This is a genomic window from Kosakonia arachidis (assembly GCF_900116535.1).
Lineage (GTDB): Bacteria > Pseudomonadota > Gammaproteobacteria > Enterobacterales > Enterobacteriaceae > Kosakonia > Kosakonia arachidis.
In genome coordinates, this window is sequence record NZ_FPAU01000010.1 from 35,455 (window position 1) to 53,190 (window position 17,736).

General features: G+C 47.3%; 14 protein-coding genes and 1 other RNA gene. 6 read left to right on the forward strand and 9 right to left on the reverse strand.

Annotated features, from left to right (window positions below; translation table 11 throughout):
* The first annotated feature begins 260 nt into the window (after positions 1–260).
* From BM427_RS22900 to BM427_RS22915, 4 genes are all read left to right on the forward strand, one after another.
* Positions 261–2,210, forward strand: coding sequence for an ABC-three component system protein (locus BM427_RS22900; RefSeq protein ID WP_139234455.1), 1,950 nt, complete (start codon positions 261–263; stop codon positions 2,208–2,210).
* The gene (locus BM427_RS22905) at positions 2,200–2,799 is read left to right on the forward strand and encodes an ABC-three component system middle component 1 (protein ID WP_090126374.1); all 600 of its coding nucleotides are present in this window, start codon (positions 2,200–2,202) and stop codon (positions 2,797–2,799) included. Before BM427_RS22900 ends, BM427_RS22905 begins: the two co-directional genes overlap by 11 nt.
* Complete coding sequence (locus BM427_RS22910; protein WP_090126377.1) at positions 2,796–5,738, forward strand: AAA family ATPase; 2,943 nt, start codon at positions 2,796–2,798, stop codon at positions 5,736–5,738. Before BM427_RS22905 ends, BM427_RS22910 begins: the two co-directional genes overlap by 4 nt.
* 221 nt (positions 5,739–5,959) lie before the next feature.
* Positions 5,960–6,946 (forward strand): hypothetical protein, encoded by a 987-nt coding sequence (locus tag BM427_RS22915; RefSeq protein WP_090126380.1) that lies wholly within the window; start codon positions 5,960–5,962, stop codon positions 6,944–6,946.
* 354 nt (positions 6,947–7,300) lie between these two features.
* Here the strand turns inward: BM427_RS22915 and BM427_RS22920 are convergent, their stop codons facing one another.
* The 6 genes from BM427_RS22920 to smpB all read right to left on the reverse strand — a co-directional run bounded on the left by BM427_RS22920 (position 7,301) and on the right by smpB (position 13,559).
* The gene (locus BM427_RS22920; RefSeq protein ID WP_090126383.1) at positions 7,301–8,362 is read right to left on the reverse strand and encodes a hypothetical protein; all 1,062 of its coding nucleotides are present in this window, start codon (positions 8,360–8,362) and stop codon (positions 7,301–7,303) included.
* 413 nt (positions 8,363–8,775) lie between these two features.
* A complete protein-coding gene (locus BM427_RS22925; protein WP_090126386.1) occupies positions 8,776–9,111 on the reverse strand; it encodes a hypothetical protein in 336 nt (111 codons plus the stop codon).
* Positions 9,112–9,427: 316 nt separating this feature from the next.
* Positions 9,428–10,666: an IS110 family RNA-guided transposase gene (locus tag BM427_RS22930; RefSeq protein ID WP_090126389.1), complete on the reverse strand. Its 1,239-nt coding sequence runs from the start codon at positions 10,664–10,666 to the stop codon at positions 9,428–9,430.
* A 386-nt stretch (positions 10,667–11,052) separates the two neighbouring features.
* A complete protein-coding gene (locus BM427_RS22935; RefSeq protein ID WP_090126392.1) occupies positions 11,053–12,294 on the reverse strand; it encodes an integrase in 1,242 nt (413 codons plus the stop codon).
* A 205-nt stretch (positions 12,295–12,499) separates the two neighbouring features.
* Positions 12,500–12,862: a transfer-messenger RNA gene (ssrA, locus tag BM427_RS22940) on the reverse strand.
* Between the two features lie 214 nt (positions 12,863–13,076).
* The gene (smpB, locus tag BM427_RS22945) at positions 13,077–13,559 is read right to left on the reverse strand and encodes an SsrA-binding protein SmpB (protein ID WP_007370697.1); all 483 of its coding nucleotides are present in this window, start codon (positions 13,557–13,559) and stop codon (positions 13,077–13,079) included.
* A gap of 158 nt (positions 13,560–13,717) precedes the next feature.
* Here smpB and BM427_RS22950 point away from each other — a divergent pair, with 158 nt between their 5' ends.
* Both BM427_RS22950 and BM427_RS22955 read left to right on the forward strand, forming a co-directional pair.
* Positions 13,718–14,155: a type II toxin-antitoxin system RatA family toxin gene (locus BM427_RS22950; protein WP_208809136.1), complete on the forward strand. Its 438-nt coding sequence runs from the start codon at positions 13,718–13,720 to the stop codon at positions 14,153–14,155.
* Positions 14,145–14,438: an RnfH family protein gene (locus tag BM427_RS22955; protein ID WP_090126395.1), complete on the forward strand. Its 294-nt coding sequence runs from the start codon at positions 14,145–14,147 to the stop codon at positions 14,436–14,438. Before BM427_RS22950 ends, BM427_RS22955 begins: the two co-directional genes overlap by 11 nt.
* A 68-nt stretch (positions 14,439–14,506) precedes the next feature.
* On the opposite strand, the gene bamE is transcribed toward BM427_RS22955, so the two are convergent.
* From bamE to nadK, 3 genes are all read right to left on the reverse strand, one after another.
* Positions 14,507–14,848, reverse strand: a complete 342-nt coding sequence (gene bamE / locus BM427_RS22960) for an outer membrane protein assembly factor BamE (RefSeq protein ID WP_090126397.1) — start codon at positions 14,846–14,848, stop codon at positions 14,507–14,509.
* 147 nt (positions 14,849–14,995) lie between these two features.
* Positions 14,996–16,657, reverse strand: coding sequence for a DNA repair protein RecN (gene recN / locus BM427_RS22965; RefSeq protein WP_090126400.1), 1,662 nt, complete (start codon positions 16,655–16,657; stop codon positions 14,996–14,998).
* An 86-nt stretch (positions 16,658–16,743) separates the two neighbouring features.
* Positions 16,744–17,634 carry an NAD(+) kinase gene (nadK, locus tag BM427_RS22970; protein WP_074773957.1) on the reverse strand — a complete coding sequence of 297 codons (891 nt, stop codon included), beginning with the start codon at positions 17,632–17,634 and terminating at the stop codon, positions 16,744–16,746.
* Between the last annotated feature and the right edge of the window lie 102 nt (positions 17,635–17,736).

The following is a 17,736-nucleotide window of genomic DNA, read 5'->3' on the forward strand; positions in this document are numbered from 1 at the left end:
CACGCAAACGCGAAGGTTCAAATGTGAAAACTGGGACGGGGGCCAGGGATGTGGAAAAATGGCGACTGCCATCCCTTAAGGAGTAAACTGAGAGCGAACTAGGAACATTGCGATTCGAGGGCGTGATCATTGTATTTTGCTTGTCAACTTTTTACGTTAATAATTTTTTGTCCAAAATCAGTTGTTTAATATATCTCTTCAGTTAACCGCTTGAGAATGGATTGATGTCATCCAATTCTTTCAGATTGACGACTGCAGAGATGGAACCCGAAATTTCGCTATTTAATAACGATGAGTTATTGATTCTCATGCAGAAAAAGTTACGCCTGAAGCAGGCAGATGATTATGACTATCGTGTTGCAACTCTGTACGCTGTTAAAGCTGTTATTGCCTATATGGACGGTATGGAGCAATGCCAGCGTATTGGCAACGAACAGGGTGACATCGATGAGTGGGATGACATTGTTTTGCATGGAGCTGCAAATGCAACGATCCATTGTCAAGTGAAGCGTCAAATGGGTAATTTTTCAAACGATGAACCAATTCGTGGTTTGAAAACGACTGGCGAAAATAAGGGAGAATTAAAGAATCTTACGGCCCTCGACTCCGCGTTCGAAAAGTTGTCTAAACATTTCGCGAAGCCTGTTTCTGAGCGTGACGGTTCGAAGAAATTCCGCTTGGCAATTCCGAATGCAAATATTCAGATCAAGAAAAATCTAACAATAGTGCAACTTCGTGCCGTCTGCACAGAGTGGAGCAAGGCTGGGGCTAACGTAGAGGGATTTTCAAAGGCGGGGAACCCAACCGAAACAGTTCGAAATTGGTTATCTTCTTGGTGTGATTTCTCAACTAACGAGGCAATGTTTGAATGTTTGCGCGCTTTGGAAATATGCGAGCATGGGGATGAGGATCGCATTGATGGGGATTGCTGCAGTAGTCTCATGGATTGGTATTCATCTACTGATGCTGTGAGGCGTGAAGTTCGGGATTTTCTGGTAATGAATGCTTCCTCTGAGCAATCAATCACTCCCCGCATGATTGCTTGTAAGATTGAGCAGTACGTCCGGCAGCATAAACGCGCTTGGGCGCGCTATAACATGGTAAATCCACTTGAGTGGGAGGTTTCTGGCACGTTATCTGGACACGGTACTGATATCGAGTTTCCGGAAAGAGTGGTTGATCGGTTATGGGAGCCCTCAGAAGACCGTAGCTATGAGCTACAATTCGGACACAAATGTAATGGTGAGCCTAGTTGTTCCTTGCAGTTGTCGCTTATGAGGCTCGCATTACATGTTGCTCCGGGCGTTTCTGTATCTGCCTCTGGTGTTGATGGTTGGCATGCAATGGTAGCCCAAACTGTGCGTAAGACGCTTGGGCATTCTGAGGACGAGCTCTCTGCACTGAGATGGACTAACTGGGGGTCAACCCCTACTCCTGCTGACCATAGAAAACTACGGATGACCTCGCTTGTGGATGGAGAAGCCTCGCAGTTGAGCATGCGAATGACCGCTTTGACTTGGAAAAATGTGAAGAATCGGGTGAGTGTAAAAATTTCCCAAGGCCAATCAAGCGAAGTTCGTGATGCTATAGAAGCCCTCTGGCTCGAATGGCAAGATGAAATAAATGCTGACATTATGCTTCAGCAAGAACTTCTAACAGATATGCTCTATGCCAAGAGTGAAGGCAGTCTCATTATTGGCGTGCTACGTTCGGGACTTCGTACTGTTTTCTTGATTGCAGACGCCCTCGTCATGCTTCTACATCTTGCGATTGCATCAGACGCGACGGATCGAAACTGGCGAAATTTTGGCAATGGCTTGTCTGTAAGGGCGGTAGCGCTACTATATTGGGCCGGTTCAAATCAGCAAGCCGAGGACTTACGGAGATTTTTCGACGATGATGACAGATCTCAGAGAGCTGAGTTCCTAGGTAAAGAGACAGCTCGCGTTCTGGTGTTGCCGCAAGCTCGTTCGTCGGTATCTGCTATCTACGGTAAGACGCTGGCTGATGGTCGTGATGGGGGAGACAGCATCGCAGAGCCGCGCACGCCAACTATGATTGTAACGCATTCACAGGAGTATAAAGATGCTCTTGGACAGAAGACCATTGCGAGCTTAAAAGATTTTCTTGCTAAAGCGCTGCAAGGGCGCGAAGCACAACGCGCACTGCATATTGACATGCTTACGATGGAGAATCCTAATGCAGATTGAACATTGGATTGCTAGCTGGCGGGATTTCGCCAATCCCCGATTTAAATTTTGCGAGCCAACGAAACAGTCTATCGATTTGGAAAAACTTGCGGGCGAAGAATTTTTAGCCCGTGTCTTGTTGGTCCGTCGTACTGGCATGGAACAAGGAGGCTTTCGCACCATTCTGGTAGCCCATGCGGAAACACTGCATGCCTCTGGCTCTGCGCTACGTTGGGCGGCAGATGTACGCGATGTTTTAGCTGAGCCCGCCACCGCAGATATCTATCTCTTTTTAGAGATCGCATCGGCATCTTTAGATGATTGTCTTAGGCTCGAGGCCGACGATCAATATTGCAGAAAGTATGTCAAGAGACCGAACGAAAGCGGAGAGGTGTTTTTGAAGCGTACTTTCCTTGCTGCACCAGTCGACCCTAGGAGAGTGGGTGATATGGCGGACCCACTGTCAGCCTCACTTTTGCAAGCAGCCAAGCTACACAGTTGGTTTTCGCCCGAGGACCAGGCGCATTGGCGTCAGGCTTTAATGTCTGGTGTCACAGGCCAGGAACTTGCTGCACAAATCCTTGAGAATGTTTCCGGGGAAGGCGAATGACGCTTTTGAAGAATATTACACTTAGCAACATCAGAAGATTCGCAGCGGACGTTAAGGTCCCCATATCTTCACAAGCGACGATATTTTTAGCGCCGAATGGTACTGGAAAGACAGCGTTGTTTGAGGCGATTGAATTAGCATTGACTGGCACTGTAGCCCGTCTTAATGAGGATATGTTTGCACTTGTGCGGGAAGGTGCGCAGCGAGCAGAAGTTCACCTGGATTTCGGCGATTTTGAACACAGAGCTATCGTTACCACAGATGCGACGCCAGTATATTGGAGTGGGCGCTCTCAATTGCATGGGAACGTAAATCAGGAAGACCTTGGGTACTTACTACGACTGACTCATTTGCTCGATCAACGCGATAAGCACTGGTTCATCCAAGAAGAATCATCAAGCGCTGGTGATCAGCTGACTAGGCTGCCGATCGGAAAGGATGCCCAATATGCTAGTGCTTTAATAACAGGCCTTAAGCAGGCCGTGACTAAAGTACGGACGGAGCAGGAACGGAACACTCTCGATGCTCAGAACAAAGTTCAGATTTGGAATAACCTCTTGCAACAGCGTAACGAGGCGAAAGAGCGGATCAGTGGAGAATTGCCCACATTCGAGCAAATTGCTATCGCACTGCAATTATATTCTTCAGACCAGATAAGCGCAGATAATCTGGATAGTCTAGAAGCTGCTCAGGCTGTTTGCACGAGTAACATTCAGACAGAATTGCAGGGGCTGAGAGAAAAGTATGTTGCGCTGCAACAGATGAATGAGGTCTGTAGTGCATTTACATTAGCGGTGGATGCCTCAAACCGCCTGGTAGAATTGAAGTCTACGCGTCAACAAGCCCATGAAGAAGCGCAGCGAATGCGTGATGCGTCTGCGGTTAGAGTTACACAAGCTGCTGCTGCGCACATTGAAGCGGATCTTGACCTGAGGCGCGTCAGGGACGAGCTTATTAAGGTAGAGGAGTGGGAACGGCTGCATCAAACTCTTAAAATCGAAAACGAAGCATTGGAAAGAGAGCGGCAAGCATACGTTCAGTGCGTCTCAGTCCGCGCATCGACTGCTAGTACACTGAAAGAGGCGGAAGATGTTGAAGACGCCTATATACAGTGGACTGCCACACGAGCCGATTGGCAAACTAAGGCAGCCGAGCTCGAAGTGGCTTCTCGCATGTGGTTTGAATGGAGTGCCGATGCCGAGCAAATTCGAGTCATAGACGAGCACGTTAAAAGCTTTAACCAATCAATAGAAGATCAACTGCGATTGCTTGGCGAAAAAGTGGCTGAGCATGAAATAGCTATTAAGCGTGCGACTGAAGCAAGAGGGCGTCTGCACACCTTGCAACAATCCAGCGATAGTATCAGGGCCGCAGTGGCAGCAATCGCCGCAGATCTATCGGACACTCGAGGAGACTGTCCTGTTTGTGGGATCGAGCACGGAGTGACTGAGCTTAGGCTCCGAATTGACAACCAATTGCAGGCGGTCGACCCAGTTTTGCGTAGCCTTGCAGAATATGAGCGCGAATGTCGGAATGCGGTTGCGCAGTCTGTGCGGAATAAGGATGAAGCCACACAATTGTACGATCAAAGCGTCGCCTTACGCGATCGCGCGATCAGTGAGCGAGATTCTCTTCTGGGGCGAGTCGATTTAGTGCGCAAGCTTCAAATCTTCGAGGAAGCGAATCTTGAGATCGCAAGCGAACGGCTGGCTGCACGGCGTAAGGAACTCGACTTGGCTAAGGTAGCACTTGATGAGTTTTCACAGCAGCTAGCTCCACGGCACTCAGTTGAGGCGATTACGCAATATCGCCAACACGCTCATCGTGCGGTTGAAAGCGAAAACCAAGCAGCGCAAGCCTTACGCCGTCGCGAAACGACAGTTTCAATGCTCCAGCAACAGTGTGAGGAGTTCTCATCGCTAATAACACCGCCTCGCTCCCTAAAATTGATTAAAGAAGATTTGGCTCGGTTGGGGGAGCTCGCAGATACTAAGCTATTTGAACGGCGACAAGCCGAAGCACTCGCCGATGCTGGGGAAGCGAATCTGCGCCAATCTAAATCGCTTTTTGATGGCACGCATGCAGAGTGGCAATCCTACTTTGACCGGGTGGTTGAATGCCGCGAACGTTGGACATTGCAACATCTTACCGGTGAACCTGATCAGTCTATTTTGACTGCAACTTTGGCTGATTGTGAGTCGGCAACGTCGCGATTGGTCGATTCACTCGCCGAGCTTGGTGAGATTAGACAGGATATCGCGCGATTGCGCGGTGCAGTTGACTATCGGAAGTCGCAGGAGATCATCGACACTCAGCGGGGAGAACGTAGTGAGTTGGATCACGGTATCTATCTCATACAAAATCTTGACGCAGCATCAAATGAATTGAAGCGTGTTGATGAAAGAAGATTGACGCTTGATACATTCTCAACAGCTTTAACGAATGAAGTTGAGCAGATCCATACTCGGTTGCTCGATATCGAACCATTATGGCAATCGCTCCTTAGTCGAATTGTTCGCGAGCCAAGATTTAGTCAGACTGGCCTTCAATACCTTCGCCGCCGTAATAAAGCTCATGCTCATGTACAGGTGCCTGTTGGGGAGCGTGAGGCACCGGCTTACAAAGTGGCCAGCGAAGCGCAGAAAGCGGACTTACAGCTTTCATTCCTATTGTCAATGGCACAGGTTCATCGTTGGTCGCCTTGGAAAGCTTTACTGCTGGATGATCCAACGCAGCATCATGACTTGGTACATGCCTCAGCCGTGTTTGATGTGCTTCGCGACTACATTGTTGACTATGGGTTTCAAACGATTGTAACGACCCATGACCCTGTGCAAGCCCGATTCTTTGCTCGCAAGCTTGCAAATGATGGCGTTCAAGCACAAATAGTAACACTGGCTCCGGTTGCCGGAGGTATTGGAGTGCATTCACTCGTTTAAATTGTATTAGCTCAGACTTGAGCTGACAGTTTTCACCGGCAGCACACAATCAAATCTGACAGTCTCGGACGTTGACTTAGCCGGATTGGAGGGGACTTCTAAAGTTACTGGCATGGATTTCTGGGATACTTACGCCATCACTTGGACGCTTGTGCTCTTCAAAATAGATAGTTAATAATAAATAAGTTGTTAATTTTTATCATAATAACATAGGGGGCACCTTGAGAGATAAACCTTCAGATTTAGAGAGACTTATTCATGAATCTCTGGAGCAGCTAGGTTGGGCGGCTGACGCTACAGCTATCGCTGAACGAGTAAATAGACTTAATATAGGCCTTCCGTTAGAAGACGAGTTTTCTATTATCTGTGGCTGGCTCGGTCAATGTAACTTAGTTCATAAATTAGATCAGCAGCAGTATCCGACTAGTTCTAACGAGACTTTTCAGGTTCCTGATTTACTAGCAAACTTTAACGTGCGTGGTGCAAGTAATACTACTGTTTTAATTGAAGTTAAGTCTTGCATGGGAAATGTTTTGTCTTTTCGGCCTGATTACGTATCTAGATTAAGGGCTTATGGGAAAATGTTAGGACTACCCGTTTTAATTGCTTGGAGAAGATATGGAATTTGGAGTTTGGTAGATTTAGACGTATTTACGAAGGCCAAGAAGAATTTCAATCTTAATTTCAATGATGCAATGCGAAATAGCTTGATGAGTAAAGTTCTCGGCGATTTCTCTTACACTCCACAAGTTAATTCGGGTGTCCATATTAGCTTTAAGAAAGAAAAGCTTATTGAAGTCTTAAAAACAGATGAAGGGATACAAGAAAACTGGCATATGGTCATAGATGACGTGTATTTCACTAACGGGGACAATGAGCAGTTAAGATATCTGTCGCCAATTGCTCAGCAACTATTCCATTCTTGGGATCTTACTACAACAGAATCACACTCTGATTCTCACGTGATTATGCATAATATAATTGATGAAGAATCGGGAATGTTTGCGCATATGGCTTTAACTAGATTGCTTTCTTTTCACGGTCGAGAAGATGAGGTTCATTGGAGACATCATTTGCAACATGATGCAACAATCTCAAGTATCTCAGATTTCAGAAGGGGGATTGAAGAGAACCTGAAAGCAGGTATTATTAAATACATTTTTGACATTGAACCAGTAAATACACCGGCTTTTATCAATGAAATATAATACGTATATGTTGTCGATTGGCTTTCCACTTTTGGCACGGAGCGGAAGTGCCTGCAACAGAGGGGCTGGTGTGAGCGAAGAAAAGACATTCAGAATGTGTTTGTATACAAAAGATGGAGGCGTCGCCTGACATCAGGGCGTAGTTGTCAATCGGGAGCAGGCCAATGTTAATTGACATAATTCATCGTTAATTTAACTCCTGTAAGATTGAACGATACTATGAAAACCCTCATCAATACTTATTGATATGCTACAACGTAAATGGCATACATCACCCAACAAGTTGGCATTAAAATTATTATCTTTTATCTTTTATCTTTTATCTTTTATCTTTTATCTTTTATCTTTTATCTTTTATCTTTTATCTTTTCCAAGTATTCTAGGGATGATTTTAACAAAATTTCTAGTCAGTTCAGAATCAGATTTCGCTCTTTCAAGTTCGACCGTTGTTTGCCCTTTTTCAAGGACAAAGTTGCGCTCTGTTTTTGACAATGCTTCAATTGAAACTTTCAAACCTTCTTGGTTGTTTGTTATATATGAAAACTCAACTGCTGCTAACTTTGATTCAATATTCGTTAATTCGTTTTGAAAGTACTTTATTTCAGCGAGACCATTCCTATAAAGGCGCAAGAAGAAATACGAGAAAATTTCAATGAAAATGACTAAGAATATTCTTGGAATTATTGGGAGAATTAGATTTTTAATAAATTTCGCGTTTGCTTCATTTCCTTCCGATGCTAATTGCTTTAATAATTGTGACGCATCAACCATTGAAACTGTAGACCACAATAAATAGAGCCCCCCTGCAGTGATGGACATTCCAATGAGAAGGTTTATATTTGAGCGAAGCCGTAAATCTGTTATCTCACGACTCAATCTAATAACAATATTTTTTGAGGCATCAGTCAATCTATCAAAGCCGAGTTTTTCCTTGATACTATCTTTTAGTTCAATTGCTTCATCTCTAAAAATAGTTTTTATAGAGTCTTCACTAATTTGTGCTACAGCATTACTTATAACTACTTTTTTTTCTTCTTCACTGAGTCCTTTCTCTGATTCAAATGATTCAATTTTGTTTTTCAGGCTTGTGACTTGCGCCTCAGTCCATTCTCTTTGACTTGATAATTCCTTTAAAAACTTATCTAAGGCTAAGGTGTTTGCAACCTTTCTTTCAGGTTCTTCTTTAGCCCCTGATTGAAGATATAAGAATGAAAAAACAACAACTGAAATAAATAATAAGACTAGAGGTGCAGCATTTTTATTTAGATTGAATAGGAAACTAAAATACTCTAGAAATGTGTACGAAAAAAAACTAAGTAAAGAAAACAAACCACTTACGACAGCAACCAATATCAAAATCTTTTTAGTTACTATTCTTCTTGCAGAGAAAACCAGTGCGGATAAAAATTCAGACATGAGTTACCTTTGATTTATGATTTCTATTGATAAACACGCGAAATTTACTTTCAACCTAAAAATACCAACACCTGAGTAACGTTTCTTTTTATGTGTGTACGATGAATCTAATCCTTTCCCTAAGATAGTTCAATGTTTTTTAGGTGTGTGTACTTTAAAAATAACGCTAGTTGCTCAAAATACGTTCAGTGGAAACGGTTCCGATTCGGAAATGTTTTCCGCAAAACTAACTTTAGAAAAATAAATGTAACAAGTGTTTCAAACGGTAATGGCAATGTCCGCTCCTGGCACGAAACTGCTGTGGGTAGGGCCATGGGGCAGCTTTGAGCAAGGTACGGAAGTTCGCAACGCCAACAACTGCATGACTAATAATAAGCTGTCTTAATCAACAAGGATCAGGTCAAAGAGATATGTCATTTATTTAATTCCTTCAGAACCTTACATTTAGCGGTAGTCCCATATATGTTATTTGTATATGCTGTAGTCTCTTGAACAATGAAGTCATTTGCATCTTTGTATAATTTATCGTTAACAGAATAATAATCAGGATTATCGGAAGAATTTAAGTGCTTTCCCGCTACTAGAACAAAAGTAACATCACCGTTATTGTAAACTTCTGAAACTATATCCCCTGAATCATCTCCATAAGTGATAAGGCATGTTGCATAACCTTTACTCTCAAGTTTCTGATCACAACCAATTAACCCCATAGATGCAACAACAAATACTGAAAGTGCTGGAATTTTCATTTAAATTACTCTCCAGAAATAAAACATTTCTATAGCATAGTTATAGAAAGTAAGGGATTGCTTTTACGGAAGGTTACCTATGATAAATACTATAGAGTTACTCCGCTAAAGGTAAAGGCCTAGTCAGCAGGGCTTCCTTATATTGCTATATAGCTGGCGGGTAAGAACACTAATGCTCCTGTGTGACAGGAAACGATTTTCTGATTGATAGCGGCGCAACGACACCTTTTCAATATGGTGAATTACGTGTTCAATAATCAATACGTGCTGAAAATAGCTACTTCCGCTTCACGCCCTGAGACATTCGACAAGCTTTCTACGGCATTAGTAAGGGCGATTTTCGCGCTTCCAGTGCCAGCAAATATTTCGCTTCGTCATAACGGGTTCTGGTCTTCCAGCAGCGGTAAATAATCCTTATCCATTTGAATGCCAGAGCCCGGATTGCAGACTGATGAGATTTTCCTTTTTCTCGCATCCCCTGATAATACAGCTTGGCCCAGTATGATGAGTTAACCGTCTTGGCAGCCCATTCGATAAAGGTTTGCCTGACGAACCTGGCACACTGCCATCGCCAGTGAACCCAGGATTTTTGACCGCTTCGCTCGGTTACTGGCGCGATGCCAACATAGTTTTGAATTTCTTCGGCGCTGTTAAAGCGGTCGCGGTTATCACCGAGTGCGGCAAGCATACGCGGTCCCATACACGGCCCCATGCCTGGAAGTGATTTGAACAGTTCAGCATCTGGCAATGGGTCAAATAGCGTTTCAATGCGTTCGTCATAGGTTTTGATGATTTCACTCACGACTTTAATTTGTGTCGCCAGTGCTGTTGCCATCAAAGCATTAGCTTCTATAACACTCGGGTCTGCAGTCAATGGGATCGCGTTATTAATACTTGCAACACGTTGCTCGGTGAGGGCTGTTGCGCGGCCACCTTTGGCATTCAGAAAGTGGCGAACGGTGTCGCGTCTGGCTCGTTTCAGTTTTTGCAGACTGGGCCACCGTATAATCAGTTCACACAACAGCAAACTACCCCGATGTGAGAACCATTCAAGGGGTTGAGGATAATACTGCTTAAGCGTGTTAATGAGCCGATTAACAAAGCGGCGTTTGTCTTCTACCAGCAGTCTACGCTGCTCCACTAGTTGTAGAAGTAAACGGATATCAGCATTGTCGGGTTCGATGGCTTTTATCTTTTGGGGATAGCGAAGCATCAGATCTAACGCTAACTCGGCATCCTGCGGATCATCCTTCGCACCACTTGGCCAGAAGGTCTGCCGATAGCGGGCCAATGATAACGCGTGTACAGGAAAGACAGTAACAAAGGGGTACTTCTGGAGAGCATACACTACCGGTCCTTTCTTGAGTTCAAGGGCGATAGCGATCCTGCCTTTGACCTTCTGGTGCAACTCATTGAGCCAGGTATCAAGCGCTTCCGGGGTATGTTTAATCACATGGAATGTGCGCTCACCGTTTTTAAACTGAACGCAGACATCGTGCTTTCTATCCGCCCAGTCCAGACCAACATGAGCAGCAAACTGATCTATAGCAGTCATCACCAACTCCTTTTAACCGGGGATTGGTATGCATTCCACGCTCTTCGAAAGAAATATAGCCAGCAGTTTATCTGCATGCCCTGAGTATTCGTTAGCGAACGTGGAGCACTTACTGGCTCGAAAGCAAAGCGGCAATCATCAAATCACATGATTCTGGCACAATATTCGTAACCAGTAAGCGCATACCCTGAATCACTTAAAAGTGTAACCCTCAGGGTTCGAATGACTATATCTGGCACAGAGCTGCCTGTCAGATTAGGTTTGGCTCTGTGCTATAGCTGTGTCAGGTCAAATCTAATCTAATACATTTAAATTGAATGTAGACGTCGTGTTTTTTATCTGACCAGCTCAATCCAAAACCTTGAGCTGGTCTTAATTCACTTGAGTCATCCGACCAACCGCATTCCTTTTATCCCGCCCTCAATCATGCTTCCATTATCTGATGTTTTCACAAAGTCAGCCCACCATTGCATCATTGGGCGACGTTGTTCGAGATAGTCGCTTCGGTTGTATGCGCGACGGACCTCATTTTTATCGACATGGGCTAGTGCTGCCTCAATAACATCAGGCGGAAAGCCTTGTTCATTAAGAGCTGTACTGGCGATAGATCGCAGACCGTGTGAAACGAGCACCCCACCAAAACCTGCGCGTTTTAGCGATGCGTTTACAGTCTGACTGTTCATCGGCTGGTTTGGTTTGATCCGGCTGGGAAAGATAAATTCTCGATTTCCACTTAACGGCTTCATCATCTCCAGTATCGCAATTGCTTCATCTGACAGTGGAACAGTGTGGTCGCGGTTCATTTTCATGCGTGATGCAGGAATCTTCCATTCTCGCGCCTCCATGTCTATCTCTTCCCAACGAGCCTCAGCCGCTTCAGCAGGGCGGGTGATGGTAAGAAGTTGCCACATGAACAGGCATCGTGTTGAAAGGCTAATGCTGGCCGTACGCATCGTCTGCATCAGTTGAGGTAGCTGATCCGGCCGAATACTGGGCATATTTTTCTTCTGTGGTTTCTCAAATGCCTTGCCAATGTTGACACTGGGCACCGCATCAATCAGGCCTGTGTTCTGGGCATAGATCATGACCTCATTAATGCGCTGGCACAGGCGACGAACGGTTTCCAGTGCTCCTCTGGCCTGAACCGGTTGGACGGCTTTAACCAGTGTATGAGCTTTAATATCTGTAACGCTGACGTCGCCAATCGCGGGAAAGACATCTCTCTCAAGAGAGCGCCAGATATCTTCAGCATAGTCCTCTGTCACACTGGCTTTCTTCACATTCCACCAACGTTCTGCCACGAGCTGGAAAGTATTGGTTTTGGCTTCCAGCGAACTGCGAAGTTGTTCTTGCTGATGCACCTGTGGATCGATTTGTTTCGCGAGGAGAGAGCGAGACTCTGTACGGTAGTTTCTGGCATCGGCAAGGGTAACTGACGGGTAGGGGCCGATGCTCTTCTTCGCGCGCTTCTTGGTGACAGGGCGAATGTAGCGAAACTGCCAAATTTTACTTCCGCTGGATTTGATGAGTAGCTCAAGGCCATCACCATCATAGAGAACGTAGTCCGTTTCTTTAGGTTTGGCGGATTCGATTTCTTTAACGGATAGAGGTTTGGTTTGTCTTGCCATTGCCGGGTTTCCATAGTTTTAGGCACCTCAAAAACAATAAAGCTTTACGAGGTGCCTAACAAGGTGCCTAAAAGGTTCGGATTTAATTAGTTCTCTTCGGACTTCGCGGGACAAATTGAGGGCACAAAAAAAGCCCGCAGGGCTTGCGCCGTGCGGGCTCTTAGGACTTCATCGGATGACTCTGGTAATCACCGATGGAGAATTTTGGTGGAGCTGGCGGGAGTTGAACCCGCGTCCGAAATTCCTACATCCTCGGTACTACATGCTTAGTCCAGTCTTTACATTCGCTTGCCAGCTGCGGACGGACACGCCACTAACAAACTAGCCTGATTAGATTTAACGCTTCAACCCCAGGCAGGGCATCCACGCGATCTCTTTTGGGTTTGACCTCTCTTGATCCCCGTCCTAAGAGCGGAGGCTAGGGAGAGAGGGCTCGAAGCAGGTTATTAAGCTGCTAAAGCGTAGTTTTCGTCGTTTGCGACTATTTTTTGCGGCTTTTTACGAGGCCAACCGCCCCTCGGCATGCACCTTGGGTTTCGCAAATCCCGTCGAATCCAGAATCAGCCCCAAAAGTGTTCACTGAGTATAACAGATTTATGACGCGGCATACCAGTCCATATCGCGGCAAACGGCCTGATAATGCGAGGTGATGATATTTTCAGCGGCCATTTTTCTGTCGAAGCATTATTCACGAATAAAATCCGTGAACAAAATTTTAGTGAAGCGAAGAAGGGAAGTCGGAAAGCGCGTTGCCCTCTCCAGGTGTGAGAGGGCGGAGTGGGTTAGCGCCCGGCGTTTTTCATTATGCGGGCTTTATCCAGTTGCCATTCGCGCTCTTTCAGATCGGAGCGTTTATCGTGCTGTTTTTTACCCTTCGCTACGCCAATTTTCACTTTGCACCAGGCGTTTTTCCAGTACAGCGACAGCGCGACGACAGTGTAGCCTTCGCGGTTGATGCGGCCGTAGAGGGAATCCAGCTCGCGCTGATTCAGCAATAATTTACGGGTACGCGTGGGGTCGCAAACATAGTGACTGGAGGCAACGGTTAATGGCGTAAAGTTCGCGCCAAACAGAAACGCCTCGCCGTCTTTCAGAATAACGTAGCTGTCGCCAATGTTCGCTTTACCTGCGCGTAAGGATTTTACTTCCCAGCCTTGCAGTGACAGCCCGGCCTCAAATTCTTCTTCGATAAAGTATTCATGGCGGGCGCGCTTATTCAGCGCAATGGTGGCTGAACCTGGTTTATGTGCTTTTTTCTTCGTCATAATGTCGTGAAGCCATCCGGTAATCTGATATCTGAAACTGACCTCATTGCGTCCTGTGAGGTTTAACGCGTTATCTTAGCATGAGTTCCGGCGTAGCGTTTTCCTTTCATCCGGCGGAAATGGTATTATTTGACGATTGTGTGAACGCGGAAAACCTTATGCCTCAGATTAACCGTACTGCGCTGGTGCCTTATAGCGCGGAACAAATGTATCAGTTAGTGAACGATGTTAAGTCCTATCCTCAGTTTTTGCCTGGCTGCACCGGTAGCCGGGTGCTGGAAGCCGGGCCGACGCAGATGACAGCGGCGGTGGATGTTTCCAAAGCCGGGATCAGCAAAACGTTTACCACGCGCAATACGCTGGCTGCTAACCAAAGCATTTTGATGCATCTGGTCGATGGACCTTTTAAATCATTGATGGGCGGCTGGAAATTTACGCCGCTTAGCGCCGATGCCTGTCGCATTGAGTTTCAGCTTGATTTTGAATTTACCAACAAGCTGATTGAGCTGGCATTTGGCCACATTTTTAAAGAGCTGGCAGTCAATATGGTGCAGGCGTTTACACTTCGTGCGAAAGAGGTTTACCGTGTCGGGTAAAATCGCCGTTGAAGTGGCTTATGCACTGCCGGAAAAGCAGTATCTGCAACGGGTGACGCTGGAAGAGGGCGCGACCGTTGAGCAGGCGATTCGCCGGTCGGGTCTGCTGGAGTTACGCAGCGATATTGATTTGAGCGTCAACAAAGTTGGGATCTACAGCCGCCCGGTGAAGTTGCACGATGTCGTGCATGAAGGCGACCGGGTGGAGATTTACCGCCCGCTGATTGCCGATCCGAAAGAACTGCGTCGCCAGCGTGCGGAAAAAGCAGCGAAGAAATCGTAATGCCCTAACGATAAAAACAACAAAAGGTGCTCATGGAGCACCTTTTTGCATTTTGTATTTCTGTGATCTTATGCTTTGGTCAGCGCAGGCTTGTTATCGATATTGGTCAACACACCGCTACCATTAAAGGTCAGCGTCAGCGTTTGCTGCGTAACATCTTCGTGACCCGGCTGCTGACGGAACACATAGAACCAGGTGTTAGTGCCAAACGGATCTTTCATCATTGGCGTACCCAGTGCATAAGCAACCTGCTGTTGCGTCATACCCACGCGGATTTTAGAAACATCGTTTGCTGTCAGGTAGTTCCCCTGATTGATATCAGGGCGGTAAACCACGCGTTCTAAGGTAGAGCAACCTGCGGTCAACATCAGGAGAACCGCTGCGGCAGCAGTCAGCATTTTACAGCGCATAGTGATTTGATTCCTTTTCGGGCCCGAACAATACGTGGCTCATATGTAATATGCCGATGATAATAGACCTTTAGCCAGTTTAAAACCTCTGCGGCTGGTCTGTTGTCGATTTTATCGAGAACTGAGACCGTCATATTACAGAAAAGTTTACGCTGCCAGCAGCTCTTTGGCATTCGCCAGCGCATTGCGCGTCACCTCGCTGCCGCCGAGCAGGCGCGCCAGCTCCTGTAAACGCGCACGTTTATCCAGCGGCTGCATGTGGGTTTCAGTCATCGCGCCATCGGTCTCTTTGCTGACAAAGAAGTGATGATGACCGCAACCGGCGACCTGCGGCAGGTGTGTGACGCACATAACCTGAGTGGATTCGCCCAACTGACGCAGCAGCTTGCCGACCACCGCCGCCGTTGGACCGCTAATGCCGACATCAACTTCATCAAAAATCAGCGCCGGCGTTTCCATCTTCCGCGCGGTGATCACCTGAATCGCCAGCGCAATGCGTGACAGCTCGCCGCCGGAGGCAACTTTAGCGATCGGTTGCAGCGGCTGGCCGGGGTTAGTGGTGACGCGAAATTCAATACGATCTGCGCCTTCTGCCGTCAGCGAACGTTCGTCAAAATCGACATCAATAACGAACACGCCGTGCGGCATAGAAAGTGCATGTATGCTCTCGGTGATCAGTTCGCTCAGTTCCTGCGCATATTTCACGCGCTGGGTATGCAGCGCCTGCGCACTGGAGAGCGCCAGTCGATGGTGCTGCGTTACTGCCAGCACCAGCGTCTCCTGTGAGTCGGCCTGATCGTCCAGTAACCGCTGTTCATCCAGCAGAGACTGATGGAACTGCGGCAGCTCTTCGGGAGAGATATGGTGCTTGCGCGCCAGAGAAATCTGCCGGGAGATACGCTGTTCAAGTTCATACAGACGATTGGGGTCGAGATCTAAGCGGTCGCAGTAGTGGCGCAGCTCGTCGCTGGCTTCACTGATTTGAATGGCTGCTTCTTCCAACATATCCAGCACGCCAGAAAGGCGCGGATCCATACCTGCCAGCTCCGTTAAAAGCTGGCGGGCGGTATAAAGCTGACTTTGCAGGTTGACCTCTTCGCCATCGGCCAGCACGTTTAGCGCATGCTGACTGGTGGAAAGCAACTGGCCACTATTGGCGAGACGTTTGTACTCTTCGTCGATCTGCTCAAATTCGCCCGGCTGCGGGTGAAATTCATTCAGCTCTTTCAATTGATAGTGCAGCAACTCGGCGCGGGCGGCGCGTTCCTGACTCTGTTGCTGATGCTGAGCCAGTTCACGGCAGCTCTGGTGCCAGGCGCGGTAGTGTTCGGCCATTTGCTGAGTGAGCGCATACTCACCGGCATAGCCATCAAGCAGGTTTTTCTGGTGTTCTGATTTGGTTAACAGCTGGTGTGCGTGTTGACCGTGAATCTGTATCAGCAGTTGGCCAAGTTCGCGGAGTTGAGAAAGCGGCACTGCCGTTCCGTTGATAAAACCACGGGAGCGACCGTCACTGCTGATGACGCGGCGTAGTAAACACTCACGTCCATCTTCCAGTTGATTCTCTTCCAGCCAGCGCTGTGCGGCGGGCGTGTCTTTCAGCACAAAGCGCGCGCACAGGTCGGCACGCGGCGCGCCTGCACGCACCATGTCGGCTTCAGCACGGCCGCCGAGGCACAGCCCGAGTGCGTCAATGGCAATCGATTTACCCGCCCCGGTTTCGCCGGTAATAGCCGTCATCCCGCTGTGAAAATCGATCTCAAGCTCACGAACGATAGCAAAATTACTGATGGTCAGTTGTGCCAACATGGTTGCTTTCCTGTATGAAAAACCAGAACTGTGTTTTCATACAGTATAAACTGGTTTTATATACAGTAAAGCCCTTGCGGCGAATTTCAGAACAATTTTTTCGACCAGCCAAGTTTTGAGCTTAATGTATTGAAATAACTGTAGTCTTTAGGGTGAACCAGATTCAGATAATAGTCGCTACGGCGGATCAGAACATCTTCGCCATCCTGGATCGGCAACGCAATTTGGCTGTCACAACTGATCTCCAGGTCGCTGCGCCGGTTGGAAAAGCGCAAGCGGATGGTACTGCTGCTGTTTATCACCAGTGGGCGGGCCGACAAGGTATGCGGGAACATGGGGACCAGCGTAATTGCATCCAGCGATGGCGTCAGAATGGGCCCGCCGGCAGAGAGCGAATAAGCGGTCGAGCCGGTGGGTGTGGAGATGATCAGCCCATCAGAACGCTGAGAGAACGCGAAGACTTCATCAATGTACACTTCGAATTCAATCATATGTGCCACTTTCCCCGGATGCAGTACCACTTCGTTGATAGCGGTGCTGATCCGTTTTTGGCACTCTGGTAAGGAACTCTGCTGGCAGACCTGAACTTCCAGCAAAAAGCGTTTTTCGGCGATATAATGTCCTTCCAGTACATCGGCCAACTGCTGTTGGGCATTGTCCGGATCGAGATCGGTAAGAAAGCCGAGATTGCCGCGGTTGATGCCGATCACTTGAATATCATAGCGCGCCAGCGTACGCGCTGCGCCCAGCATATTGCCGTCGCCGCCGACCACCACCGCCAGGTCGGCCTGCTGACCAATGTCCGCCAGTGTGCCGGTTCTCACATTCGTGAGCTGCAATTCCTGGGCAATCTGTTGTTCGACAATGACGTCATAACCTTTCTCGTGAAGCCAGCGGTAGAGCATTTCATGTGTGGTCAGCGCGGTAGGGTGCCGTGGATGCCCGACAATACCAATACACTTGAAATGGAGGGTCATGTTCTGGTGGTCCTTGTGGCGAATGAATGATGACAATCTGTCACGTTCCCTTGAATCCCGGAAACGGATCCCCATAATAAGCCAGGTTAGCGAGATGAATGC

Excerpts from the sequence above, each read along its gene's own strand:
- BM427_RS22905 (WP_090126374.1), top strand. The coding sequence starts at position 2,200 with ATGCAGATTGAACATTGGATTGCTAGCTGGCGGGATTTCGCCAATCCC.
- BM427_RS22925 (WP_090126386.1), bottom strand. The coding sequence starts at position 9,111 with ATGAAAATTCCAGCACTTTCAGTATTTGTTGTTGCATCTATGGGGTTA.
- BM427_RS22910 (WP_090126377.1), top strand. The coding sequence starts at position 2,796 with ATGACGCTTTTGAAGAATATTACACTTAGCAACATCAGAAGATTCGCA.
- bamE (WP_090126397.1), bottom strand. The coding sequence starts at position 14,848 with ATGCGCTGTAAAATGCTGACTGCTGCCGCAGCGGTTCTCCTGATGTTG.
- BM427_RS22950 (WP_208809136.1), top strand. The coding sequence starts at position 13,718 with ATGCCTCAGATTAACCGTACTGCGCTGGTGCCTTATAGCGCGGAACAA.
- smpB (WP_007370697.1), bottom strand. The coding sequence starts at position 13,559 with ATGACGAAGAAAAAAGCACATAAACCAGGTTCAGCCACCATTGCGCTG.
- recN (WP_090126400.1), bottom strand. The coding sequence starts at position 16,657 with ATGTTGGCACAACTGACCATCAGTAATTTTGCTATCGTTCGTGAGCTT.
- BM427_RS22920 (WP_090126383.1), bottom strand. The coding sequence starts at position 8,362 with ATGTCTGAATTTTTATCCGCACTGGTTTTCTCTGCAAGAAGAATAGTA.
- BM427_RS22935 (WP_090126392.1), bottom strand. The coding sequence starts at position 12,294 with ATGGCAAGACAAACCAAACCTCTATCCGTTAAAGAAATCGAATCCGCC.
- BM427_RS22930 (WP_090126389.1), bottom strand. The coding sequence starts at position 10,666 with ATGACTGCTATAGATCAGTTTGCTGCTCATGTTGGTCTGGACTGGGCG.
- nadK (WP_074773957.1), bottom strand. The coding sequence starts at position 17,634 with ATGACCCTCCATTTCAAGTGTATTGGTATTGTCGGGCATCCACGGCAC.
- BM427_RS22900 (WP_139234455.1), top strand. The coding sequence starts at position 261 with ATGGAACCCGAAATTTCGCTATTTAATAACGATGAGTTATTGATTCTC.